The 24,013-nt window shown below is 73.8% G+C and carries 19 protein-coding genes; 10 read left to right on the top strand and 9 right to left on the bottom strand.

Annotated features, from left to right (window positions below):
- The first annotated feature begins 435 nt into the window (after positions 1 to 435).
- From ACZ6KF_RS08085 to ACZ6KF_RS08050, 8 genes are all read left to right on the top strand, one after another.
- Positions 436 to 1,701, top strand: a complete 1,266-nt coding sequence (locus ACZ6KF_RS08085; RefSeq protein ID WP_356636101.1) for a tetratricopeptide repeat protein — start codon at positions 436 to 438, stop codon at positions 1,699 to 1,701.
- Positions 1,698 to 3,914, top strand: coding sequence for a polysaccharide pyruvyl transferase family protein (locus ACZ6KF_RS08080; RefSeq protein ID WP_469237746.1), 2,217 nt, complete (start codon positions 1,698 to 1,700; stop codon positions 3,912 to 3,914). The genes ACZ6KF_RS08085 and ACZ6KF_RS08080 overlap by 4 nt, the downstream gene beginning before the upstream one ends.
- 123 nt (positions 3,915 to 4,037) lie before the next feature.
- Positions 4,038 to 5,003 (top strand): glycosyltransferase family 2 protein, encoded by a 966-nt coding sequence (locus ACZ6KF_RS08075; RefSeq protein WP_469237744.1) that lies wholly within the window; start codon positions 4,038 to 4,040, stop codon positions 5,001 to 5,003.
- 3 nt (positions 5,004 to 5,006) lie between these two features.
- On the top strand, positions 5,007 to 6,359 hold the full coding sequence (locus ACZ6KF_RS08070; protein ID WP_469237742.1) for a polysialyltransferase family glycosyltransferase: 1,353 nt from the start codon (positions 5,007 to 5,009) through the stop codon (positions 6,357 to 6,359).
- An 85-nt stretch (positions 6,360 to 6,444) separates the two neighbouring features.
- The gene (locus tag ACZ6KF_RS08065; RefSeq protein ID WP_356636093.1) at positions 6,445 to 7,527 is read left to right on the top strand and encodes an acyltransferase; all 1,083 of its coding nucleotides are present in this window, start codon (positions 6,445 to 6,447) and stop codon (positions 7,525 to 7,527) included.
- 259 nt (positions 7,528 to 7,786) lie between these two features.
- The gene (locus tag ACZ6KF_RS08060) at positions 7,787 to 8,713 is read left to right on the top strand and encodes a class I SAM-dependent methyltransferase (RefSeq protein ID WP_356636091.1); all 927 of its coding nucleotides are present in this window, start codon (positions 7,787 to 7,789) and stop codon (positions 8,711 to 8,713) included.
- Positions 8,714 to 8,865: 152 nt separating this feature from the next.
- A complete protein-coding gene (locus ACZ6KF_RS08055; protein ID WP_469157476.1) occupies positions 8,866 to 10,044 on the top strand; it encodes an acyltransferase family protein in 1,179 nt (392 codons plus the stop codon).
- A 195-nt stretch (positions 10,045 to 10,239) separates the two neighbouring features.
- Positions 10,240 to 11,178: a class I SAM-dependent methyltransferase gene (locus tag ACZ6KF_RS08050; RefSeq protein WP_356636087.1), complete on the top strand. Its 939-nt coding sequence runs from the start codon at positions 10,240 to 10,242 to the stop codon at positions 11,176 to 11,178.
- A 24-nt stretch (positions 11,179 to 11,202) separates the two neighbouring features.
- On the opposite strand, the gene leuE is transcribed toward ACZ6KF_RS08050, so the two are convergent.
- Together leuE and ACZ6KF_RS08040 are read right to left on the bottom strand one after the other, a co-directional pair.
- The gene (gene leuE, locus ACZ6KF_RS08045; RefSeq protein ID WP_356636085.1) at positions 11,203 to 11,850 is read right to left on the bottom strand and encodes a leucine efflux protein LeuE; all 648 of its coding nucleotides are present in this window, start codon (positions 11,848 to 11,850) and stop codon (positions 11,203 to 11,205) included.
- Between the two features lie 48 nt (positions 11,851 to 11,898).
- On the bottom strand, positions 11,899 to 13,479 hold the full coding sequence (locus tag ACZ6KF_RS08040) for an acyl-CoA mutase large subunit family protein (protein WP_469157477.1): 1,581 nt from the start codon (positions 13,477 to 13,479) through the stop codon (positions 11,899 to 11,901).
- Positions 13,480 to 13,818: 339 nt separating this feature from the next.
- On the opposite strand from ACZ6KF_RS08040, the gene ACZ6KF_RS08035 reads away from it, so the two are divergent.
- Positions 13,819 to 14,631, top strand: a complete 813-nt coding sequence (locus ACZ6KF_RS08035; protein ID WP_469237740.1) for a L,D-transpeptidase family protein — start codon at positions 13,819 to 13,821, stop codon at positions 14,629 to 14,631.
- A gap of 208 nt (positions 14,632 to 14,839) precedes the next feature.
- On the opposite strand, the gene ACZ6KF_RS08030 is transcribed toward ACZ6KF_RS08035, so the two are convergent.
- The 5 genes from ACZ6KF_RS08030 to ACZ6KF_RS08010 form a co-directional block, all read right to left on the bottom strand.
- Positions 14,840 to 16,087, bottom strand: coding sequence for a hypothetical protein (locus ACZ6KF_RS08030; RefSeq protein WP_469237738.1), 1,248 nt, complete (start codon positions 16,085 to 16,087; stop codon positions 14,840 to 14,842).
- A complete protein-coding gene (locus ACZ6KF_RS08025; RefSeq protein ID WP_356627374.1) occupies positions 16,087 to 16,758 on the bottom strand; it encodes an RNA polymerase sigma factor in 672 nt (223 codons plus the stop codon). The genes ACZ6KF_RS08030 and ACZ6KF_RS08025 overlap by 1 nt, the downstream gene beginning before the upstream one ends.
- A gap of 496 nt (positions 16,759 to 17,254) precedes the next feature.
- On the bottom strand, positions 17,255 to 18,298 hold the full coding sequence (locus ACZ6KF_RS08020) for a hypothetical protein (protein ID WP_469237736.1): 1,044 nt from the start codon (positions 18,296 to 18,298) through the stop codon (positions 17,255 to 17,257).
- Positions 18,299 to 18,393: 95 nt separating this feature from the next.
- Positions 18,394 to 19,011 carry an RNA polymerase sigma factor gene (locus tag ACZ6KF_RS08015; protein WP_356627376.1) on the bottom strand — a complete coding sequence of 206 codons (618 nt, stop codon included), beginning with the start codon at positions 19,009 to 19,011 and terminating at the stop codon, positions 18,394 to 18,396.
- A 187-nt stretch (positions 19,012 to 19,198) separates the two neighbouring features.
- Positions 19,199 to 19,633, bottom strand: a complete 435-nt coding sequence (locus tag ACZ6KF_RS08010) for a hypothetical protein (RefSeq protein WP_469237734.1) — start codon at positions 19,631 to 19,633, stop codon at positions 19,199 to 19,201.
- A 267-nt stretch (positions 19,634 to 19,900) separates the two neighbouring features.
- Between ACZ6KF_RS08010 and ACZ6KF_RS08005 the strand changes: the two genes are divergently transcribed.
- Positions 19,901 to 22,615, top strand: a complete 2,715-nt coding sequence (locus ACZ6KF_RS08005) for an N-acetylmuramoyl-L-alanine amidase (protein WP_469237732.1) — start codon at positions 19,901 to 19,903, stop codon at positions 22,613 to 22,615.
- Positions 22,616 to 22,765: 150 nt separating this feature from the next.
- Here ACZ6KF_RS08005 and ACZ6KF_RS08000 read toward each other — a convergent pair whose 3' ends face one another.
- Positions 22,766 to 23,164 (bottom strand): hypothetical protein, encoded by a 399-nt coding sequence (locus tag ACZ6KF_RS08000; RefSeq protein ID WP_469157483.1) that lies wholly within the window; start codon positions 23,162 to 23,164, stop codon positions 22,766 to 22,768.
- Positions 23,165 to 23,393: 229 nt separating this feature from the next.
- The gene (locus tag ACZ6KF_RS07995; RefSeq protein ID WP_356627380.1) at positions 23,394 to 23,966 is read right to left on the bottom strand and encodes a hypothetical protein; all 573 of its coding nucleotides are present in this window, start codon (positions 23,964 to 23,966) and stop codon (positions 23,394 to 23,396) included.
- Positions 23,967 to 24,013 lie beyond the last annotated feature (47 nt).

The following is a 24,013-nucleotide window of genomic DNA, read 5'->3' as shown; positions in this document are numbered from 1 at the left end:
TCGCCGGATGGCCGGGCCGGACGGCCGACAGGCCACCCGGCACCGTCACGAAGGACCGCGCCGGACGATCGGCCGGACAACTGCGCCGGACGGTCGTAACCGGCCCTGCGCCCGAGTGCCTCGCCCAGCGACCTCCCGGTGAGGGGATGCGAGGGCTCGTCCGTGGGGCGTGCCCGGGCAGGGTCGGCGGTGAGGGGGCCGTGGGGGCGCGCCGGTGGAGCGTGCACGGAGCCGGCCGGCAGGCGGGCGCGAGGGCTCCGCGGTGAGCCGCGGGCGGCGGGGCGCCGTCCCGCGTCGTCGTCACCGCCCTCACCTTCATCACCCGAACTGACTACCTATTCGCGGGTGACTGTTCACCCACTGTCCACCCGGAAGCCACTCGCGAACCCTCGTCCTGGGGCACATTCGGCCTCCGATCGGAGGACGGTGGAACGCATGACGAACCCCCTGGCGGGATTGTTCAAGGCTCGGCAGAAAGAGGCCGCCAGGCTGGACCTGTTCGCCCGGAGCGTGCGCGTGTGCGGCGAGTACCTCACCGCGCGGGGCGACCGGCCCACATCCCGGCAGACGCGGCTCACCCAGGCCATCGGCGCCTTCGCCACCTCTCTCGACTCCCCCTCGGCCGACCCCTTCGACGCCCTGCTGCAGGTCGGCGAGCGCGCGCTGGAGGCCGGCGGGGACGGCTCGCTGGACCTCGCGCTGAACGTCGCCGAGACGTCCACCCGGATCCGGGAGCGCTCCAAGGGCGCGTGGCGGCTGCGGGGGCTGGCCCTCGACGGGCTCGGCCGCGGGGACGAGGCCATGGAGTGCTACGAGCGCTATCTCACCCTGCTCCAGGGCGGCAGCCCCGCCGAGGAGGTCGCCCGCCGGATGGACACGCTGCGGCGCCGCCGGGCGTGCCTGGAGGAGGCCGTCGCGCTCTTCCCCGGCGCCGCCGCGGCGCTGCGCGAGCTGATCGCCGGGCCCGCGTCCACCACGGCGGCCGTCGAGGCGGAGTTCGCCGCCTACGTGCGCGCGCGGGTGGCCGAGCACGGCCCGGGCGACCCGGGGGTGCGGCGGCTGCTGGAGCTGTACGGCTCCTACCGGCGGCTCGTCGAGCGGGCCGGGATGCCCGACCCCCTGCTCGGCGGCGGCACCCCGATCGGCGTCACCGGTCTGCGCGGGCTGCTGGCGGGGCGGTCGGTGGTCGTGGTCTCGGGGGCGCAGGAGATCGCCGCGAGCACCCTGGGCGCCGACATCGACGGCTACGACGTGGTGGTGCGCTGCGACTCCTTCCGCCTGCGTCCGGAGGGCACCGGCGAGCGCACGGACGTGCACGCCGTCACGCTGCGGGGCGACGCCCCGTGGGAGGGGCCCGGCTGGTCCCAGCAGGCCGGGGTCCGGCTGGTGTTCGGCGACCCCGCCGCCGCGTGGCGCCGGGCCGCCCGGCAGCGGCTGGTGCCCGGAGCGCAGCACCACGTCGGCGACGCCTCCCTGCGCCGGCCCCTGACCGATCCGGCGCTGCTGGGCGAGACCGGCTGGGAACCGGCGACCAGCACCGCCTTCACCGTCCTGCGGCTCCTGGACTTCCTGGATGTCACCCCCCGCCTGGACCTCATCGGCTTCGACCGGCCCGGCCGGCTGCGGCCGAAGGAGGCCGAGTGGGTACGGGAACGCGCGCAGCACGTCGACGACAGCAAGATGAGGATCGCCCTGCGATGACCCACTCCTTGGCGGACGACCGGAGCACCGTCACCGGCAGGCGCCGGATCGCCTTCGCCGTCCACACCGACCGGAGCGGCCTGTCCGCCCTCCCCACCCTGCTGCGCAGCCTGGCGCTGACCAACCCGAACGTGTGCGAGGACTTCGTCGTCCTGCACCCGGGGCTGCCCGACGCCGAGTTCGACGCGCTGCGCCGGCTGCACCCGCGCGTGGTCGCGCGCCGGGCGGACGGCCGCGCGGACGTCTTCCGGCTGGAGGGCTACGACACCGTCGTCGCCCTCGGCCCCGACATGGTCGTGCTCGGGGACATCGGCGGTCTGCTGCGCCTGCGGCACGGGGTGGGCGCCGTACGGCAGGTGCTGTGGGACGGCGAGGGCGGGGAGCGGCGCGCGGTGCTGCCGGACGGCCTCCTGGTCGTCCAGCGCGCCGACGTGGACGACGCGACGGCGGACCGCATAGCCGCCGGCGCCGGTCTCGAGGAGGCGCTCGGGGACGTGCTGACCCCGCTCGACGCCCGGTACGACTTCCTGACCCGCCGGCTCCACGACGACACGCCGGTGCCCGGAAACGTCGCGGTGCTGCGGTTCACCGGCCCGTTCGACGAGCCCGGCTACGGCCCGGCCACGGAGGCCCGCCGGCGTTTCGAGCTGAGCGACGAGGAGTTCCGGGCCGCCTACTGCGCCCTGCGCGGCGGCAAGCACCCCGATCTGCTGGCGCACTGCGCGCCGCCCCTGCTCGCGGCGCGCCCCTCCCTGGACCTCGCCCGCACGGTCGCCGACGTCTACCGGCGGCAGGGCCGCTACGACGAGGCCGTCGACGTCCTCGCCCCGGTCGTCGGGGACCGGCTGGACGCGCCGCGCTGCCAGGAGACGCTCGGCCTGTGTCTGATGGCGCTGTCGCGCTACGACGAGGCCGAGGCGCGGCTGCTCCTGGCGGCGGCCTCCCCCGACGTCGCCCCGCGTGCCTTCGCCCAGCTCGCGCGGCTGGCCTGGCTGTGCGGCCGGGAGGAGGACGCGCACGCCTACGCCCGCGAGGGCCTGGACGCCGACCCCACCGACGGCGGCTGCCACAGCTGGTACGTCCGCACCCGCGCCGAGGGCCGTACGGCGCCGAAGGCGGCTCCGCCCGGGGAGCAGCTCGCGCACGTGGCGCTGTTCGCCGAGGGCCAGGAGAACGCGGGCGACAAGGTGCTGCCCGAGGCAGTGCGCATGTGCTTCGACGCCGACACCGGCCCGCGGCGCTGGTACCAGCAGCCGGTGCACCGGCTGGTCGACGAGGCGGCGCTGGAGCAGCTCAACGCCCGGCGGGGCGTGATCGTGGGCGGCGGCGGCCTGTTCCTGCCGGACACCTCCCCGAACGGCAACAGCCACTGGCAGTGGAACATCCCGGACGACGTCCTGACCCGGATCACCACGCCGCTGGCGGTGTTCGCGGTCGGCTACAACGTGTTCGACGGGCAGACCTACCGCCGAGCCCGGTTCGCCGAGAGCCTGCGGGTGCTCGTCGAGCGGTCGGCGTTCTTCGGACTGCGCAACCACGGCTCGATCGAGCGGGTTCGCGAGCTGCTCCCCGAGGAGCTGCGGGACCGGGTGCGCTACCAGCCCTGCCCCACCACGGTCGCCCGCCACCTCGACCCCGGCCGGTTCGAGGGCCTGGAGCGGGACGACAGCGTCCTGGTCAACTGCGCCTACGACCGCGCGGGCCTGCGGTTCGGCCACGACTACGGCCACTTCCTGGCCCAGATGGCGACCGCGCTGCGGCAGTTGCGGGAGCGGGCCGACGTCCGGTACGCGGCCCACATGCCCGCGGACGAGAAGTTCGTGCACGACCTGCGCCGGGAGCACGGCCTGAGCCTGCCCGTGGAGCAGCTCTACGACATGTCGAACAACGGGATCCGCGCCCTGTACGGCCGGTCGCGGCTGGTGATGGGCATGCGCGGGCACGCCGGGATGATCCCCTTCGGCTGCGGCACGCCGATCCTCAGCCTCGTCTCCCACCCGAAGCTCGCCTACTTCCTGTCCGACATCGGGCGCGAGGAGTGGGGACTGTCGGTGCACGACCGGGAGCTGGGCCCGCGGCTGGCGGAGCGCGCCGCCGCGATCCTCGACGACCACGAGGCCGCCGTGGCGGACGTGCACAGCGCGCAGAAGTACCTGTGGGACATCACCCGCGCGAACATCGGCGAGCTCCAGCAGACGTTCGGACGAGTGTGATCCATCGGCAATTCACCTGCGCTTTGAACGGAATTCACCTCTCCGCGCCCAGGGTGACACTGTCCCCTCCGTGAGCGTCGTTAACCTGTTCCAATCTCCAACCTTCTAGCGTGAGAGGCCCACGTGCCCAAACTGTCCGTCGTCGTCCCCATGCACAATGTGGGAGCGTTCGCCGAGAGCACACTGCGAAGTCTCGCCAACAACGCGGACCCCGACTTCGAGTTCCTGCTCGTCGACGACTGCTCCACGGACTCCACGCCATGGGCGATCGACCGGTGGGCGGAAGAGCACCCGAACGCGCGGGTGATACGGCACGAGAAGAACATGGGCATAGCCCAGGCCCGCAACAGCGGCATCGACGCCGCCGACGGCGACTTCATCACCTTCCTGGACGGCGACGACTGGTACGCCCCGGGCCACCTGGCCCAACTGGTGGCCGCGATCGAGGAGCTGGGCTGCGACTTCGCCCGCACCGATCACGTCCAGGCCACCGGCACCGACCGGGTGATACGGCGTCCTCCGGCGCCCGTGCGCAACACGGTGATGGATCCGCGCGACTGCATCGCGCCGGCCGACATGGAGACCATGGTCGACTACCCGTTCGTCTGGGCCGGGATCTACCGCCGGCGCCTCTTCGACGACGGCGGCATGCGTTTCGCGACCGAACTGCGCACGGCCGAGGACCGGTTGTGGATCTGGCGCCTGCACCTGAAGGCGAAGACGTTCGCCTCCGTCGGCCTGCACGGAGTGTTCTACCGGCGGGGCGTGGCCACCTCGCTCACCCAGATCAAGGACTCCCGGCAGCTGGACTTCATCCCGGCGTACGACGCGCTGCTGCAGGACGTGCTGAAGGACCCGGAGTCCGACCGGTTCCTCCTCAAGGCCGTCCGGACGTACTGCGCCATGATCGCCTTCCACATCGGCAAGGCGGGCGAGTACGAGGCCTCGGCGGCCCAGCGGCTGCGGCGCGAGGCGCGGGCCGCCCTCCACCGCATGCCCGAGCAGGCGCTGGAGGAGACCCTCAGAACCATCGACAGCACTCGGAGCAGGTTGCTCAGCCGCCTGCGTGACGGGCGGAAGGCTGCCTGATCCATGCCCCACAAGACCCAGATCTTCCAGGTCTCGACCCTCTACGGAGCGGCCACCCTCGCCGCGGCCCTCGACGCGGGCCTGTTCGGGCCGCGCGACGGCGCCCGGCGCGTCCTACTGGTCTCCAACAACGCCGCCATACCGGAGACCGCCCTGCGCCTGGACGAGATGCACGGCTACGGGCCCATATCCGGCCGCTTCGACTCCGTGGTCAGCTGGAACGAGGCGATCAGCCCCTACCACCCCAGCGCCTGGGGCCCGCGGGGCAACGACACCCCGCTGTGGCAGAAGACGTTCCGGCTGCGCTGGGGCATCGACGAGCGGGACCTGATCGAGCTGGCCGTCGAGTCGATCCAGGTGAACCCGGCCCGCGCGCTGGCGGCGATCTTCTCCGAGGCCGCCATCGACGTCTACGCCGACGGTCTGATGAGCTACGGCCCGACCCGGGAGAAGCTGCCGCTGACCATCGCGCGCCGCATCCGCCGGCTGCTCCACCTCGACCTGATCCCCGGGCTGCGGCCCCTGCTGCTCTCCGAGTACGGCGTCGAGCCCAAGGTCGTCCCGGACGACGCGTTCCGCGGCGTGCTCGACGAGGTCTCCCGCGACGCGGCGGACGACCCGCGCCTCGCGCCGGTGCTCGAGGAGAGGCCGACGGCCGTCCTCCTCGGCCAGTACCTCGCGGCGATCAACATCCTGAGCGCGAAGGAGGAGGAGGACCTCCACGTCCGCATGCTCACCGGGGCCGCGCGCGCCGGGCACCGCTCCGTCGTGTTCAAGCCCCACCCGACGGCGCCCGCGAGCTATTCGGCGGCCCTGAGCAAGGCGGCGGCCGACGCCGGCGTCCGGCTCACCGTCCTGGACGCGCCGCTGCTCGCCGAGACGCTGTACCACCACTGCCGCCCCGAACTCGTCGTCGGCTGCTTCTCCACGGCGATGGTGACCGCCTCCGCCTACTACCGGGTGCCCATCGCCCGGGTCGGCACCGCACTGGTGATGGGCCGTCTCAAGCCCTACCCGAACAGCAACCGGGTGCCGCTGGCCATCGTCGACCACCTGGTGCCCGACCTGGAGCGGGGGGAGAGCCCGGCTCTCGTCGGCACCGCGCCCGGCACGCTGTCGCCGCTGGTGCGGGCGATCGGCTTCTGCATGCAGCCCAAGACGTACGCCAGGCTGCGGGACTCGACGGCCGCCTGGCTGCGGAGCAACCTGGCGAACAGCCCCGGCTACTACTTCCCCGAGCTGCGGCTCGCCGAACTGGGCCTGCCCGGCACCCGCCCGCGGGCGCGGGCGCGGATCCGGGTCACGCGGGCCAAGCGGGTGGTGCGCCGGGCGGTACGGCGCGGGACCAAGAAGTGAACCGCCGCCGACCGTCGGGTTTCCGGCCATGACGAATCAACCCCCTTTTCAACTCCCGTACACCGAACACCATGAGAGTGACGCGGTGCCGAACGACATAGCCGTCAGCCTGCCGCAGCAGGGCAGCTCCCCCTCCGGACAGAGCCCCGCACCGCGGGAGCACCGCCCCGACATCGACCTGATGCGGCTGATCTGTTCCGCGACGATGATGCTGGGGCACACGGGCGCCCAGTTCATCGTCGCCACGGGCAACGATCCGGACAACGGCTCGGGGTCGTACTGGGTGGGACATCTGGCCGAGGCGGTCAACCCGTTCGCCGTCCCCATGTACTTCGCCATCGCCGGCTGGGCGGTGCTGGTCGGCGCCCCGCCGCGGGACAGCGCCCGGATGTGGCAGCGGATCGTGCGCAACGTCGTCCCGCTCTTCGTGTGGACGGCGATCTACCTGGTCTGGTCCTGGCTGCGGAACCGCAACGACGAGCCCGTCACCGAGCTGGCGGTCGACTCGCTGTTCGCCTCGGTGCAGCCCGCCTACCACCTGTGGTTCCTGTACGCCTACATCCCCGTGATCATGCTGCTGGCCTTCGTGGTGCTGATCAAGGCGGGGAAGCGGCCCTGGAGTCTCGGCGCCGCGCTGTTCGCCGTCGCGGTCCTGCCCAGCGTGCTGACCACCGTCGGCGAGGTGACGGACCGGGAGATGCCCGACTTCGCCTGGGGATTCGGCACGTACTCGGTGGTCTACGCGGTCGGCGGCGCGCTGCTGTTCGCCCTGCCGGCCGGGACCCTGCGCCGGCGCTGGCCGCTGGTCGCGCTGCTGCCGCTCACCATGGCCGGGGTGCTCTGGTACCACACGCAGATCCACTACGTGGCGCCCAACGCCCACCTGTTCGTGGGGACCATGACCATCTGCGTGCTGCTGCTGGTCAGCAGGGTCCGGGTCCCCGAGAGGCTGCGGCCGCTGCTGCGGAAGCTGGCCGGAGCGGCGCTCGGCGCGTACATGGTGCACGTGCTGTTCCTCGAGGAGATCGCCGCCCGGGCGATCTCCGCCGACCTGAGCGCGCCGGTGGCCGGGCTGCTGCTGATCGGACTGCTGGCGCTGGTCATCACCCTGTCGTACGCCACCAGCCTGCTGTGGGGCAGGCTCAACCTGCGGCGGCTGCTCGGCTGACCGGCTCCGGCGCCCCGCACCGCGCACGCGCCCCGCGCAGGCCCTGTCCCCGTCCCGGGCGGGGCCTGCGTGCGTCCGGCGCCCTCCGCCCTCCCGGAACAACAGGACGATTCCGTTCCGTCACACCGAGTTCGCCATTTGTTCGCTCTTCCCTCTACCTTGCGCCCCTTCCCCTCGGGGTAGGCGCCCCTAGCCTGTCCCCATCCCGCGAGCCGCATCACTCTCACTCGACTTCCGATGGATTGAGGTCTCCGGTTACATGAATCGCCGTCCCCTGCTCACCAGTTCGGCTTCCCGGCGTCTGTTGCGCCCGGTCGCCGACATCATCGACCAGCGCATCGAGCGGCGGATCCGCTCGGCGGCCAAGGCGGACAACGCGGAGAGGGAACGACTCCGCGAAGCCGTCGACCTGGTGAAACGCCATCAGCTCACGCTCGACCTCCTGCTCGACAACCGCGGCCGCGGTCTCTCCCGGATCGTGAGCGCCGGCCCGCTGGAGCGCCTGCAGAAGGAAGTGGCGGAACTGGCCGGCGACCGCGAGGCCGCCGTTCGCAACGTCGCCACCGCCTACCGGCTGCTGATCGCTCTGGAGTCGCTCGGCGTCGGCCGGATCGCCGGCGGCACCATGAACATCTGCGGCAAGCTCGGGACGATACCCCTGCTCGACCCGCCGAACGACGAGATACTCGAGATCGGCACGCTCTACGGCATGTTCTCCGCCGGCCTGATCCGGATGCTGGAGCGCGACGGCCGCAGCCCGAGCGTGACGATCGTCGACCCGTTCGCCGGCGTGCAGCTGCAGCCCGGCACGCCCCAGCGCCCCGACCCGTCCGGCGCCCCCGTCGACGAGCACGCCGTGCGCACCAACCTCTCCCTGGCCGGCCCGGCGGGCGTGGCCGCCCGCATCAAGCAGGGCTTCTCCGAGGACCCCGAGACCCGCGCGGCCGTCTCGGACCGCCAGTACGGCGTGATCATCGTCGACGGCGACCACTCCGCCGAGGGCGTGGCCAAGGACCTGGAGTGGGCCGAGCAGATCGCCGCCCCGGGCGCGATCGTGGTCCTCGACGACTTCGGCGACCCGAAGTGGCCCGGCATCAAGGAGGCGCTGGACAAGCACCTCGCGGGCGACACCCGCTTCACCTACCTCGGCAAGGCGTCGCTGTCCGCGTTCCTGCGCGCCGCCTGAGCCGTCCGTCCCCGAGTTCGGGGGACGGCGTGAACCTCCTGTGGCGGGTGGTGTCACAGCGCTTCGAAGGACCCTCGTGGGGTTATGACGGTGGGGGCGTCCTCATACCGGGGGCGTCCGGCCAGTAACCGGATCCTGCGAGGTGTTCGAGTGTGATCGAGACGGCCGTCAGCCCCGCCCGGCCCCAGTCCGCCGCCCCGGCGCCCGCCGGGGCGCGGGACGCCGCCGCCCCTCCCCGCGCGAGAGCCGGCGGCGGCAGGCTGCGCCCCCTGGACGGGCTGCGGCTGCTGGCGGCGCTGATGGTGGCCGTCTACCACTACGCCGGACGGGGCGGCGAGGTCACCCGTGCGTGGGGTTCCTCGCCGAAGGATCTGTTCCCGTCGCTGCACGTGTGGGCCGCCTACGGCTGTCTCGGCGTGCAGGTGTTCTTCGTGATCAGCGGGTTCGTCATCTGCATGAGCGGCTGGGGCCGTCCGCTGAGGTCGTTCTTCGCCTCCCGGGCGGCACGGCTGATGCCCGCCTACTGGGTGGCCGTCCTGCTGGTGACGGCCGTGTTCGCGCTGCCCGGCGTGGTGTACGAGGCGGTGTCGCCGAGCGAGGCGCTGCTGAACCTGACGCTGCTTCAGCAGCCGCTGGGAGGCGACCGGGTGCTCGGCGTGTGCTGGACGCTGTGGGTGGAGATCCGCTTCTACGCCCTGTTCGCGCTGTTCGTCGTGGCGCCGGGCGCGAACCGGCGGCGGGTGGTGCTGTTCTGCGCGGTGTGGACGCTCGCCGCGGCGATCGCGACGGCGGCCGAGGAGCCGCTGCTCGACCTGGTCGTGATGCCGGAGCACGCCCCGCTGTTCATCGGCGGCATCGGCATGTACCTGCTGCACCGCGACCGGCGGGACGCCCTGGCCTGGGGGATCGTGGCGGTGAGCTGGCTGACCGGGCAGCACCAGGCGGTGCAGAGCCTGTGGCACGGCCGCGGCGCGGAGCACTTCTCCTACCGTTCGGCGTCCGTGATCGCCCTCGTCGTCACGCTGGGCTTCCTCGCGGTCCTCGCGGTCGCCCTCGGCCGGCTGCGCCGGGCCGACTGGCGGTGGCTGACGACGGCGGGCGCGCTGACGTACCCGTTCTACCTGGTCCACGAGCATCTGGGCTGGGTGGTCATCGACGCCCTCCACCAGGGCCTCGGCGTGCCGCCCGCCCTGACGCTGGCCGCCACCGTCGCGGTGATGCTGATCCTCGCGTGGCTGTTCAACCGGTTCGTGGAGCGGCGGGCGACACCGTGGCTGCGCCGGTCGCTGGCCGCCCCGGCCGGGAAGCCGCGGGTCAGGACGGGGCCCTGACCGCGAGGCCCCCGGCGCAGACGGGCGTCTTCGGGCGGCAGTTCGGCGTTCGTCCACTTGTCGTCATCATCGGGAGTGAACCCTGCGGGGAATCCGCCCGGTGCGCACCCGCGTGCCCGTTCGGGGCGCTTCCATCGGGCAGGCTGAGGGGCGACCGTGACCGAAATCCCCCCATCGAGAAGGTGCTCCCCTTCCATGACCACTGCACACGAGGCGCCGCCGCGGCCCCGCCGGCTGGACGACGTCCGGGGCTGGTTCCCGGTACTCGACCAGGTCCTGTTCGACTGGTTCCTGAACCGGCAGGAGGCCGCCGGAGTCCGCGGCGACCTGCTGGAGATCGGCGTCTTCATGGGCCGCAGCGCGATCTTCACGGGCCGTCATCTGCGCCCGGGCGAGCGTTACACGGTGTGCGACCTGTTCGAGGGCGACGCCCCGGACGACGCCAACCGGGCGGAGTCGACGAAGTCGTACAGCGCCCTCACCCGTGCGGTCTTCGAGGCCAATTACCTCTCCTTCCACGACGAGCTGCCCCGCATCCTCCAGGGCCCCAGCTCCCTGGTACCCGGCGCGGTGGCCCCCGGCTCCTGCCGCTTCGCGCACATCGACGGCTCCCACCTGTACGAGCACGTCCACGCCGACATCGGCGCCGCCCGGGACGTGCTCCAGCCCGACGGCATCGTCGTCCTGGACGACTTCCGCTCGGAGCACACGCCCGGCGTCTCGGTCGCGGTGTGGGAGGCCGTGCTGACCCGGGGGCTGCGTCCCGTCTGCCTCAGCACGCAGAAGCTGTACGGCACCTGGGGAGACCCCGGCCCCGTGCAGGAGGAACTGCTCGCCATGGCGCGCGGGCGGGACGACTGCCACCTGAGCGTGCAGCAGGCGGCCGGTCACCGCCTGATCCGGCTCAAGTCCAAGAAGGAGATGAGGGCGCCGGACTTCCCGCTGTCCCGGTACGCCGACGACCCGGAGTCGATCCCCGAGCAGGCGGCGTTCCCCGGCCGCCCGGTCTCCGCCCCGGCCGCCGTCCGCCCGGCGGCTCGCCGCCGGAGCCTGGCCCGCCGGGTCGCCGTCGACCTGCTGCCCCCGATCGTCACCCGGACCATCGCCCGTACCAGGCGCCCGGCGTCCCGCTGAGCCGCGCCCCGCCCGCCGCGGGCGCTACGCGCCGGCCAGCGTCAGCTTCGCCGCGAAGCCCAGGAACAGGACGCCCGCCGCCGACGTCGCCCCCGCCGACAGGCGCTGGCGGCGGCGGAAGGCGGCGGCCAGGCGGGTGCCGCCGAATATCAGCGCGCTGAGGTAGAGGCCGCTCGCCAGCTGCGCGAACGTCCCGAGCACCACGAAGGACAGCGCGGGGTGGGCGTAGTGCGGGTCGACGAACTGCACGAAGAAGGCGACGAAGAACAGGATCGCCTTCGGGTTGAGCAGGCTGATCACCAGCGCCCGCCGGAACGGCCGCTCGTCGGCGGCGCCGGTCTCGGCGGGCGTCGCCCCGGCGTCGCCGCGCGCCCGCCACATCGCCACCGCCGCCCGCAGCAGGCCTATCGCCAGCCAGGTCAGATAGCCGGCGCCCGCGAACTTCACGATGCCGAACAGCACGGCGTTCGCCTGGAGCAGCGAGGCCACGCCCGCCGCCGACAGCGTCATCAGCACGGCGTCCCCGCACCACACGCCCGCCGCGCCCGCGTAGCCCGCGCGCACCCCGCGCCGGGCGGCCACGGAGAGCACGTAGAGGGAGTTGGGACCGGGCAGCAGGACGATCAGGACGAGGCCCGCCAGATAGGTGGGGAGGTCGATCACACCGAACATGGAAGGGAGTGTCGCACGAGGGTCCGACACTCCCCTTCCCGCCCGTGGTCAGAAGGCGTCGGAGGGGACGTAGGTGCCCCAGACCTCGCGGAGCGCGTTGCAGACCTCGCCGACGGTGGCCCGTGCGCGCAGGGCGTCCTTCATCGGGTAGAGGACGTTGTCCTCGCCCTCGGCGGCCTTCTTCAGAGCGGCGAGGGCCGAGTCCACCGCCGCCCGGTCGCGCTCGGCGCGCAGCCTGGCCAGCCGTTCGGCCTGCTGGGCCTCGATGGCCGGGTCGACGCGCAGCGGCTCGTAGGGCTCCTCCTCGTCGAGCTGGAAGCGGTTGACGCCGACGACGACCCGCTCGCCGCTGTCGGTCTCCTGGGCGATGCGGTAGGCGCTGCGCTCGATCTCGCTCTTCTGGAAGCCGTGCTCGATCGCGTTGACGGCGCCGCCGAGTTCCTCGACCTTGGCCATCAGCTCCAGCGTCGCGGCCTCGACGTCGTCGGTCATCCTCTCGATGACGTAGGAGCCCGCGAACGGGTCGACCGTCGCCGTCACGTCCGTCTCGTAGGCCAGCACCTGCTGGGTGCGCAGGGCGAGCCGGGCGCTCTTGTCGGTCGGCAGGGCGATCGCCTCGTCGAAGGAGTTGGTGTGCAGCGACTGGGTGCCGCCGAGCACCGCGGCCAGGCCCTGCACCGCCACGCGGACCAGGTTCACCTCGGGCTGCTGGGCGGTCAGCTGCACCCCGGCGGTCTGCGTGTGGAAGCGCAGCATCAGCGACTTCGGGTTCTTCGCCCCGAACTCCTCCTTCATCACCCGCGCCCAGATCCGGCGGGCGGCGCGGAACTTGGCGACCTCCTCCAGGATCGTCGTACGGGCGACGAAGAAGAACGACAGGCGGGGCGCGAAGTCGTCGACGTCCATGCCGGCCGCGACGGCGGTGCGGACGTACTCGATGCCGTCGGCGAGGGTGAAGGCGATCTCCTGCGCGGGCGAGGCGCCGGCCTCGGCCATGTGGTAGCCGGAGATCGAGATGGTGTTCCACTTCGGGATCTCGGCCTTGCAGTACTTGAAGATGTCGGCGATCAGGCGCAGGGAGGGCTTGGGCGGGAAGATGTACGTCCCGCGCGCGATGTACTCCTTCAGTACGTCGTTCTGGATCGTGCCGGTCAGCCTGTCCGCGCCGACGCCCTGCTCCTCGGCGACGAGTTGGTAGAGGAGCAGCAGGAGGGCCGCCGGCGCGTTGATCGTCATCGACGTGGACACCTTGTCCAGCGGGATGCCGTCGAACAGCACGCGCATGTCGTCGATCGAGTCGATCGCCACGCCGACCTTGCCGACCTCGCCGTGCGCGATGGGCGCGTCGGAGTCGTGGCCCATCTGGGTGGGCAGGTCGAAGGCGACGGACAGGCCCATCGTGCCGTTGGCGATCAGCTGCTTGTAGCGGGCGTTGGACTCCACGGCCGTGCCGAAACCGGCGTACTGGCGCATCGTCCAGGGACGGCCCGTGTACATGGTCGGGTAGACGCCGCGGGTGAAGGGGTACGCGCCCGGCTCCCCCAGCTTCTCGGCGGGGTCCCAGCCCTCCAGGGCGTCCGGTCCGTACACCGGTTCGATGGGAAGTCCGGACTCCGACTCGCGCGCCATGGTGTGTGCCTCCCGCTGAGCACCGGGGTGCTCGCTCGTTCAATTCGCCAGTTACTCGCCAGTACGTACCGACCCTCGCGACGGACTGTAGCGGCGGCCGTGCGCCCGATGGAGGGCCCTGTGCTGGGACCTTCCTCACAACGATGCCGTGTCGTTCGCGGCGCGTCCTGCGCGGGGAACATTTCAGGGGACCCCTCGGGGGTCGCCAGGGGACAGCGGCGCGGTGACGCGGGGAAGAGGGGGTCCCGGATGGGGACGAGGGGCGGCTGGGCTCGGGGGTTGGGCGGGGCTCGCAGGTTGGGCGGGGCTCGGGGCTTCGGCGGGTCGGGGAGGGCGGCTGTGCTCCTCGCGGTGGTGGCGGCGGCAGCGGTCGGCGGTTGCACCGTGCAGCCCGTGGGACCGGACGGCGAGCCGCGCGGGCCGGTGCACGTCGGGGCGCCCCGTTCCCCTTCCGCGTCCGGCCCCGGCCCGGGGCGCCCGGGCGCCGCACCGGAGGAGAGGCCGGCACCGGCCGCCCCCGCCCTGGTGCTGTGGGAGCCGGGCGACGCCGGACCGGCCGTGCGCGAACTCCAGGCACGGCTGCGCCAGGTCGCCTGGCTCCACGACGGCCCGACCGGTACGTACGACGACCTGACCGAGCGGGCGGTGCGGGGCTTCCAGGGCAAGCGCGGCCTGCCGCGGACGGGCCGGACCGACACCGTGACCTGGCGGCGGCTGCAGGCGATGACCCGGGAACCGGGGCAGTGGGAGCTGTATCTGATGGGCGGCCAGCCCGCCGACGCGCCCGACCCGCGCTGTCTGACCGGCCGGGTGCTGTGCATCAGCAAGACGAGCCGCACCCTGCGCTGGATGATCGACGGCCGGACCGTCTCCACGATGGCGGTGCGGTTCGGGTCGGAGTTCACCCCGACGCGGGAGGGCGAGTTCCGGGTCTACTGGAAGTCCCGGCACCACCACTCCACGCTGTACGACGCCCCGATGCCGTACGCGATGTTCTTCAGCGGCGGCCAGGCGGTGCACTATTCGGCGGACTTCGCGGCCCGGGGCTACGCGGGCGCCTCGCACGGGTGTGTCAACGTGCGGGACGAGGCGGCCATCGCGGGGCTGTACGCGCAGGTGGGCAACGGCGACAAGGTCGTCGTGCACTGGTGAGCCGCGCCCGGTGAGAGGGAGGCTTGGGGCGCGGGCGGGACCGGGGGAACGTGTCCCGCCCGCGCCAGGTGCACGAGCCGTGGGTACGGGGGGAACCCCGGCTCTGTGCGAGGGCCGATGACCAGTCGGCTCACTCAGTACTGCGCAGCAAGGGCCGGAAACGTCACACCTGTGCGGGAAAAACTTTCCTGCACTGCGAAAGCGCAGTTCAGGAGGGATTCACCGGGCGGTGGGCCGGAGCGAGCAGGGTGCCCCTCTCCGTGTCGTCGCCGCCCCCGCCGACGCCTCCGCCGGTGCCGTTGTGGTGGGCTCCGAGGTGGCGGCCGTTGCCGCCGCCGTTGCCCCTGGCCGGCTCACCCCCGCCGTCGGTACCGCCGCCCGTGCCGTTCCCGTTGCCGTTCCCGCTGCCGCTGCCGCTGCCCGAGCCGCCGTTACTGCGGCCGGCGTCCGTGGCCGCGTCGCCGCTGCCGTTCTCCTGCCCGGCCTGCGCCCCGCCCGACGCGGAACCGGATCCCGACGCGGAGCCGGTGCCCGAACCGGACCCGGCGCCCGAACCGGACCCGGCGCCCGAGCCGCCGCCCGCCCCGCTCGTGCCGTCGGCGCCGCCCGTACCGCCGCTGCTGCCGCTGCTTCCGCCCGTGGCGCCTCCGGTGGCGTGCGCACCGCCCGTCGCGGCGGCGTCCTTCAGCACCCCGTCGCAGTACGCGCCCACCCGCGTCGAGCCGCCCGCCTCGCCCACCAGGGCCCGCTTGCTGCTCTCGTCCAGCTTCTTCCCGTCCCGCACGGCGCGGCAGGCCGCGGCGAACGCCTCCGACTTGGCGTCCGGGCGGGCGCCCTCCTCGCGGTCCTTGTCCCCGGCGTCCCGGCCGCCCGCCCCGGCGTCGTCGGAACCGCGGCCGGTCCCGGGGCCGGCGGACACGGCCGAGTCCACCCCGCCGCTCCCGTCGGGCGTGCCCGGGGCGAGCGGCCCGCCCGGCGTCGGGGTGGCCGAGACCGGGGTGGAGGGCCCGCGCTCGGAGCCGCCGAAGGGCGTGCGGATGACTCCGGTTCCGGCCGCGACGGCCACACCGCCGACCATGGCGGCGGCCACCGCGGCGGCCAGCCCGAACCGCGCACGGCGGGCCCAGCGGGGCCGGGCGACGGTGATCGCGACGGCACGCGGACGCCGGGCCGGGCGCACGGTCCCGGCGTCCGAGGGGTGCGCCCGGCCGGCCTCGGCGGCCGCCGCGAGCTCGGCGTCGCGGTCCGCCCGCGCCTTGCGGAAGGCGGCCAGCGCGGCGCCCTCACCGGGGATTTCCTCGCTGGTCAGGGGCTGTTTCGGGGTGAGTTCACCCAGTGCGCCGGCGAGCCGCTCGGCCTGCGCCCGGGCATCGGCGTCGACAGCGTCCAGTGGCTCTCCCCGCAGCAGACGCTCCGCCGTTTCGCGGTCCAGCCACTTGTACTGCTCGTCGGCCATCACATGTCCTTCTGCGTCCGCGCGCGCCGGTGCGTCACACTCGCCGACGTCCATGCCGGGCCGCGTGGTTCTCGCTGGGAGGGCAGCGCGTCGAGCACACCGGCCGATTCCGGATCGTCCCCGAGGTCGCCCAGCAGCTCGGCCAGCCGCTTCAGCCCGCGGTGCGCGGCGGTGCGTACGGCGCCCGCGCGCTTGCCGAGCGTCTCGGCGGCGGTCTTGGCGTCCAGGCCCACGACGACGCGCAGCACGACGGCCTCGGCCTGGTCCTGCGGCAGACGGGCGATGAGGGAGAGGGTGCGGTCGGTGGCCAGCGCCTCGATCGCCTCGCCCGCGGTGTCGGACTCGGCGGCCCGGCCGGTCAGCTCGGTCTCGTCGCCGCCGATCGAGGGGCGCCGGCCGCGCATCCGTATGTGGTCGAGGGCGCGGTTGCGGGCTATTCGGGCGGCCCAGCCGCGGAAACGGTCCGCGTCTCCGCTGAACCGGTCCAGGTCCCGGGCGATCTGCAGCCATGCCTCGGACGCGACGTCCTCGGCGTCGGGGTCACCGACCAGCGTCCGTACGTATCCGAGCAGACGTGGATGCACCGCGCGGTACACAGTCCGGAAAGCGTTTTCATCCCCGTCCTGCGCCGCAAGCACCGCGGCCGTCAGCTCCGCGTCGTCCCCCAGCACCGCGCGCCCCTCTGCGCCAATCCGGCACCGCCGTCGCGGCCCGGGCTCTCGCCGTCGTGGTTCCTCGAAATGATCGTTTGCGGCTCCATGACCGCAGTGGTTCGCGGTGGTCGTGTGTCCTCCGCGGTTCGGCGCGAAAGGCACGTTACGTGTTGAAACCGCTCCCCGTCCATGTTCGTCAAAGATGCAACTGACTCGTGATGCACGAGGTCGGCGCCGGGGTGTGACACATCGCGCACGCTCGGCGCTGTAAGGAATACGGGCCGCCGCGCGGCCCGTGCCGCGCGACGGCCGGGGCCTCTCCTGTGGGGGGTGGCGGCCCCGGCCGTTGCCTCGGCCCCCGCCGCGAGCGGGGCGACCGCGCGCCGGCCTGTGACGACGCCCGCGAAGCAGGTCCGGGGGGCCGTCGGCCACTGCTGGGCCGTGGCCGAGGTTCCTCCGTCGAGGAAGACCGCTCCGGACGAGCCGCATATGCCGCCGCGGACGTCGGGCGCGCCTACTGCCCGCCGCTCCCCCTCGTCCGCTCCACCGCGTCCGGCGCCTCGCCGGTGCCGCCCCCGATGCCGCCGTCCTGCGACGGAACGACGCCCGGGCCGGTCGGGACGAGGGCGCCGGTCGGGACGGGGACGCCGGTCGGGACGGGGACGCCGGTCGGGACGGGGATGCCGGTCGGGACGGGGGCGCCGGTCGGGACCGGCACGTCCGTCGGCGCCGGGGCGGTCGGCGGGACAGTGGCGCCCGGAGCCGTGCGGCCCGCCGCCGGCGTGAGGCGGTCGGCGCAGTACGCGTCCACCCGGTCCTCGCCGCCCGCCGCGTCGACCAGTCGCCGCCAGGCCTCCGCGTCCATCGCCCGGCCGCGCCCGGCGACCTGCTCATAGGCCCGGCAGCGGGCCTCCTCGTCCTGGGCGGCGGCGGAAGGGTCCGAAGCGCCGGAGACGGAGGCGGAACCGGGACGGGATGCGGAGCCGGACGGAGCGGGCGCGGCGTCCGGTGCCGACGGCGGAGGGCCGGTGAGGCCGGGGCCGGTGGATGCGGCGCCGGGGGCCGGCCGGGAGGAGGGGGCCGCATCCGAGCCGCCGATCGCGGCGAACGCGACCCCGCCGAGGGTGAGGCCGCCGAGCAGGACGGCGAGCGTGGCCCGCGCCGAGCGCAGGGACGTTCCGCGGGTCCGGGGCCGCCAGTCGTCCCGGCGCCGGGTGCGGGCCCGGTGCGCCCCGGCGTCCCGCGCGGCCCGGAAGGCGGTCACGGCGCGTTGTTCGGCCTCGGGGTCCGGGTCGCCGGTGCGCAGGGCCGCTTCGAGGAGCGCCGCGAGCCCGGCGTGGCCGTCCTCCTCGCGCGGGCCGGACCTCCACGGACGGCCGGACCTGCCGCCGTTTCCCCCTTCACTCCCGGCGTGGCCCTCCTCGTCCGGGCCGGACGTCCACGGACGGCCGGGCGCGCCGCCGCCGTTTCCCCCTTCACTCCCGGCGTGGCCCTCCTCGTCCGGGCCGGACGTCCACGGACGGCCGGGCGCGCCGCCGCCGTTTCGCCCTTCACCCATGTCCGTCTTCCGTTCCTGTCCCGGCCCCTCCGGCTGTCCGGCCCGCCCGGAGGGCCGGTCGTGTCCAGGTGTCCGCGGGTGTCCACCGTCGTCCTTCACTTCGACTCACCCAGCGTCCGGGGAGCCTCATCCGTCACACCTTCACTGGCCAGCCGGCGGGCGAGCTGCTTCAGCCCCCGGTGGGCCGCGGTGCGCACCGCGCCGGGCCGTTTGCCGAGGACCCGGGCGGCGGAGGGACCGTCGAGGCCGACCACCACCCGCAGCAGCACGGCCTCGGCCTGGTCCCGGGGCAGCCCGCGCACCAGGGACAGGGCGTGTTCGGTGGAGAGCGTCTCCAGTGCCTGCTCGTGCGTGCTGTGCGCGCCGGGCAGCTCCAGCATGTCCTGCTCCAGCGCCGTGGCGCGGGGCCGTACGCGCTGGCGGCGCAGATGGTCGAGCGCCCGGTGCCGGGCGATGGTCGCGGTCCAGCCTCGGAACCCGGCCCCGTCGCCCTTGAACCGTCCGAGGTCGCGGGCGATCTCCAGCCAGGCGTCGGACGCCACGTCCTCGGCCTCGTCGCCGACGATGCCGCGCAGGTATCCGAGCAGGCCGGGCTGGACGATGCGGTAGGCGACCGCGAACGCGGCCTCGTCGCCGTCCTGGGCCCGCGCGACGGCCGCGCCCAGTTCCCCGTCGTACGCCTGCGCGCGCCGGGTTTCCCCTCCCTGGCCCAAAACCGTCCTTCTCGTACGGGTGGCAAGTTCAACGCGCGACACGTTCCGGCCGTGCCCGCGTCCCCCAAGGTCATCAGCGCCGGGGCACACAGAAATGTCACAGCTCGTCAGGCGTCGCCGCCGCGCCGGGTCCGGTCGGACGGCGGCGCGTCACGCGCCCCGAGCGTGCGACGACGCGTCGGGTCGGTCACGCGACGGCGCGTCGGGCCCGGCCGTGCAGGGTCAGGTAGAAGGTGCGCAGTGATTCCCCGGGCCCGCCGATGTCGAAGCTGTTGCGGACCTTGCCCAGCGGGTTCCAGATCCGGCCGTCCGGCATCCGTACGCCGACCGGCTGGCCGAACAGGTCGCGGGGGCCGGCGTCGAGGTCCACCCACACCGCTCCGGCGCGGCGCACCATCACCTCGCCGACGTACGCGCCGAGGCCGAGCAGCGTCTCCTGCACCCGCTCGGAGTCGGCGCCGCCCTTGCGCAGCCCGTCGATCACGAAGTCGACCGCGCGCAGGCTGGCCACGGAGTAGTCCAGCGGCAGCCGGCCCCGCCGCGCCCGGGCGACGAACGCCGCCGCGTACGGCCGCATCCCGCTCGCGCCCGGCGCCCCCGCGCCCGCCACCGGCCTTTCCATGGGACCCAGCCCTCCGCTCGGCTTCGGAAGGCCCCCGCCGGGCCCCCGGGTGACCCAGCGGATGCGCCGGCCGGAACATCACCGGCCGGATGTGTGGCGCTCGCCACAGCGGGGCGATGCCGTATGCGGACAAGGGTTCACTTTTCCTCGCGGTGGACTCGAGGTCGGGCGCTTCCCCAGGTGACGTTTGATCAAACATGAGCGCTGGGGGAATGTGCGCCCGTGTGACGACGGGTGCGTCCATGTCCATCACTAGGGGTGGGGTAGTTGAGTCCACGCAGCACCCGTGCGTACAAACCGCTCAGTCTCAAGCGACGCGCCTGGCTGACGATCGGGGCGGTCGCCTTGAGCGGCACGGGCATCGTCACGTACGCGATCGCCGAACCGCCCGCGGATTCCGGGCGCGGCGCCGGACGTGAGCCCTCCGTGCGCACGCTGAAGCTCCAGGACCGGGGCGCGGGCCGCAAGGGCCTGGCCAAGCGGGAGACGGACCGCTTCAGCGCGGTGGTGCTGACCTGGAACGACCCCGACGCGCGGGCCAAGGGCACCCCCCAGGTGCGCACCCGGGACGCCGCCACGGGCGCCTGGTCGGGCTGGCAGACCCTGTCGAGCGAGCCGCACCAGGCCGACGGCGCCGAGGGCGGGCGCATCGCCGCCCGCGGCGGCACCGAGTCGGTGTGGACCGGCGAGTCGGACGGCGTCGAGGTGCGCCTGGTGAACGCCGGCGGCGCGGAAGCGGGCGGCCAGCCGGCCGGCATGGACGTCAAGCTGCTCGACCCGGGCACGGACCCGGCGGACGCCATGACGCCGGCGGCCTTCGCCGCGGAGACCGCCACGCCCGACGTGCCACCGGAGGCGACGGACTCGGCGACCCCGACGCCCACGGAGCCCGTGCCGCCCGCGCCGACGGAGCCGGCGACCGACTCGGCGACGCCCACGCAGCCGCAGACGGACTCCCCCGCCCCCACCGAACCGTCGCCCACCGACTCGGCGTCCCCCACCGCGACCCCGTCCCCGACGCCCAGCGGCTCCCCGACGGCCCCGGCCCCCGTCCCCTCGACGGTCGTCAAGCCGCCGATCATCACGCAGGCCCAGTGGGGCGCGGCGGTCGAGTACAACGGCACCCCGGAGTACGGCACGCAGATCAAGGCCGCGGCGCTCCACCACACCGGCGTCGACAACGACAACAAACTGTCCTGCGCGCAGAGCGCGGCCCGGCTGCGCACCATCCAGCAGGCCCACATCCAGCAGGGCTACTTCGACCTCGGCTACAACTTCGTCGTCGACCGGTGCGGCCAGATCTTCGAGGGCCGCAGCGGCGGCGTGGACCTGCCGGTGACCGGCGCGCACGACATCGGCTTCAACACCGACACGGTCGGCATCTCCTACATCGGCAACTTCGAGACCGCGAAGCCCACGCGCGCCGGGCTGGACGCGATCGCGCGGATCGTCGCCTGGAAGTTCGGGATGTACGGCGTCGATCCGACCGGCCGGGTGTCCCTGCAGTCCGGGGTCGCGAAGGGCGTGAAGGGCAACCTGGTCGAGAAGGGCCAGTCGATCGAGCTGCCGCGGGTCTTCGGCCACTACGCCACCAACAACACCGCCTGCCCCGGCGACCACCTCATCGCCAAGCTGGACCTCGTCCGCCGGCTGGCCAAGGCGCCTGGCGTCTCGCACGCCCTGGCCACCTCCGACTTCGACCGGAACGGCATCTCCGACCTGGTCGCGGGCGTCCCGAAGGCCAACGCGGTGACCGTGGTCCCGGGCGGCGTCGACGGGCCGGTCCTCTCGGCGAAGCGCACGCTCACCCAGAACAGCTCCGGCGTGCCCGGCACCACCGAGTCCGGCGACGGCTTCGGCACCGCAACGGCCTGGGGCGACGTCACCGGAGACGGCCACGCCGACCTGGTGATCGGCGCGCCGGGCGAGGACGACTCCAGCGGCCACACCGACCGCGGCCAGGTCACGGTGATGTACGGCCCGACGCTCGCCAAGGGCTACTCGTTCAGCACGACCGGGGTGAAGGCGACCGGCGCCAAGCTCGGCTCGACGGTGGCCGCGGGCGACTTCAACGCCGACGGCAAGGCCGACGTGTTCGCGGCGGGCGCCGGCAACGGCGGCACCTTCCACGTCCGGCTGACCGGCGGCGCCACCACCACGGGCCCGCTGACGACGGCCACCGGCCCGGTCGCGTACCTGGACTCCGCGACCGGCGACTTCAACCGGGACGGCTACGCGGACGTCGCCCTCAACTACCGGGACGGCGGCGGCACCGGGCGCGTGGTCCGCTTCGCCGGCTCGGCGTCCGGCCTGACCAAGGCAGGGGTGCTGTCCGTCAGGGGCGGCCGGTCCATCGCGGCGGGCGACGTCCACGGCAACGGCTACGACGACATCGTCATCGGCCAGCCGGTGGCCTCCGAGTCGGGCGCGAAGTCCGGCGGCCAGATCACCCTGGTGCCGGGCTCGTCGACCGGGTTCACCACGACCGGCATGGCCGTGATCCACCAGGACACCCCGTCCGTCATCGGCGCGAACGAGTCCGGCGACAACTTCGGCGCCTCGGTGTCCCTCGGCGACCACAACGCCGACGGGTACCTCGACGTCCTGGCCGGCGTCCCGGGCGAGAACCTCACCCGCGCCGAGGTCAACCGGATCAACGCGGGCGGCGTCACCCTGATCAGGGGCACGTCGTCCGGTCTCACCGGCACCGGCTCGGTGATGATCTCGCAGGACACCTCGGGCATCCCCGGCTCCACCGAGACCGACGACCGCGTCGGCTCCTCCGTGACCCTCACCGACCTGTCCGGCTACGGCCGCGCCGACCTCACCTTCGGCGCGGACGGCGAGGACGGCTCGAACGGCGTCCTGCTCCACGTGCCCAGCAACAGCACCGGCCTCGGGTACGCCGACGCCCTGTCCTACAGCAGGACGATGCTCGGCATGCCGACGGCCGTCCGGCTGGGCCAGACCCTGACGCCGTAACGCCGTGACCGCGGCGCACCGCAGCGGCCGGGACCCCTCGCGGACGAGGGGATCCGGCCGTTCGCGCGTCGGACAAGGGGGACCCGGCCGTTCGCGCGTCGGTCGCGGGAAGGGGCCCGCCCGCGACCGGTCGCGGGAACGGGCCCCGCGTCAGCCGTGGTGCACGTCCGCCGTGGCGTCCCGGCACAGCAGCCGCAGCGAGCCGTCGCCGCCCGCGAAGCACCGGCGGGCCTCCTCCAAGGGGTCCCACATCCGTCCGTCGGGCGTGCGCACCCAGTGATCGCCGCCGCTCGCCCACCACTCGGCGCCGGTCTGCCGGACGATCACCTCCCCGGCGTACGCCCCGAGTCCGCGCAGCACGTTCTCGACCGCCTCGTACGGCGTGCCCTCGCGGCGCAGTTCGTCGATCATCCGGTCGACGCGCCACAGGCTCTGCGCCGAGTAGTCGAGGCGCAGCCGCGCGCCCTCCCGCATCGTCACCACGGCGTCGGCGGCCCACCGGACCGGCTTGGCGGCGGCCGACGGCCTGGTCTCCTGCTGAGTCGTCACGATCGTCACATGGGAAAGAGCGCTGCGCCGCCCCGATTCGTCACCCGGATCGGGCGCTTGCGCACAACCGGCGCGGTACTGCCCCACCGTCGCCGCGGGACGGTCACAGGATCCGCCCGCGCGCGGGGGTTTACGCCGTCGGCCGCCGTCGTGCCGCCCCACGCCGACGTCGGTGCGCCCGCGCACGCAAAGGGACGCCCCGCGTCTCATGAAGGGGACGCCCCGCGTCTCACGCGAGGCGCGCACGGCGCGAGACGACGGCGCGCAGCACCCGGCGTCCCTCGACCGACACCTCCAGCGCCCGGCGCAGCCCGCCCGTGCCGTGCTCGGCGAGCAGTTCCAGGACGGTCGTCTGCCGCCTCAGCTCGGCGGCGACCAGCGGCGACATTCCCTCGGTGCGGCCCTCGCGGCGGGCGTCGACCGAGTCCGCGTCCTCGGCCGGGTCGAGGAGCCGGTGGATGCGCAGGGAGGCGACGGAGCAGGCGTCGGCCCACGTCCGCACCTCGGGGCCGTCCGGCGTGGCGGGGGCGGCGGCCAGCATCCGGTGGGCGAGGAGCGTGGCCTCGTCGTGGCCGTCGGGCCCGCCGAGCTCGGCGCGCGCCTGCTCCCACAGCTTGCCCCACGCCCCGCCGCCGACCGCCCCGCCGCCGGCCGTGCCCTCGTCGGCCGCCAGGTCCGCCCACAGGGGCCGCAGCACCTCGTCGTCACCGCCCAGCAGGGGCACGCACCGATCCAAACAAGCCAGACCGCACGCGGCGAGTCCTCGCTCATCGGCCTGCGCGATCAGTTCCACCAGGCTCATCACGCCTCGCTTTCCGGGGCGCCTTCCTTACGGAGCCCGCACTTCCC

This window comes from Streptomyces sp. NPDC046379, assembly GCF_055587785.1.
This window is presented reverse-complemented; position numbering and strand designations above follow the sequence as displayed.

Coding starts and splice junctions, on each gene's coding strand:
- ACZ6KF_RS08010 (WP_469237734.1), bottom strand. CDS start 19,633: ATGGAAAGGCCGGTGGCGGGCGCGGGGGCGCCGGGCGCGAGCGGGATG.
- ACZ6KF_RS08060 (WP_356636091.1), top strand. CDS start 7,787: ATGAATCGCCGTCCCCTGCTCACCAGTTCGGCTTCCCGGCGTCTGTTG.
- ACZ6KF_RS08050 (WP_356636087.1), top strand. CDS start 10,240: ATGACCACTGCACACGAGGCGCCGCCGCGGCCCCGCCGGCTGGACGAC.
- ACZ6KF_RS08070 (WP_469237742.1), top strand. CDS start 5,007: ATGCCCCACAAGACCCAGATCTTCCAGGTCTCGACCCTCTACGGAGCG.
- ACZ6KF_RS08030 (WP_469237738.1), bottom strand. CDS start 16,087: ATGGCCGACGAGCAGTACAAGTGGCTGGACCGCGAAACGGCGGAGCGT.
- ACZ6KF_RS08040 (WP_469157477.1), bottom strand. CDS start 13,479: ATGGCGCGCGAGTCGGAGTCCGGACTTCCCATCGAACCGGTGTACGGA.
- ACZ6KF_RS07995 (WP_356627380.1), bottom strand. CDS start 23,966: ATGAGCCTGGTGGAACTGATCGCGCAGGCCGATGAGCGAGGACTCGCC.
- leuE (WP_356636085.1), bottom strand. CDS start 11,850: ATGTTCGGTGTGATCGACCTCCCCACCTATCTGGCGGGCCTCGTCCTG.
- ACZ6KF_RS08085 (WP_356636101.1), top strand. CDS start 436: ATGACGAACCCCCTGGCGGGATTGTTCAAGGCTCGGCAGAAAGAGGCC.
- ACZ6KF_RS08080 (WP_469237746.1), top strand. CDS start 1,698: ATGACCCACTCCTTGGCGGACGACCGGAGCACCGTCACCGGCAGGCGC.
- ACZ6KF_RS08020 (WP_469237736.1), bottom strand. CDS start 18,298: ATGGGTGAAGGGCGAAACGGCGGCGGCGCGCCCGGCCGTCCGTGGACG.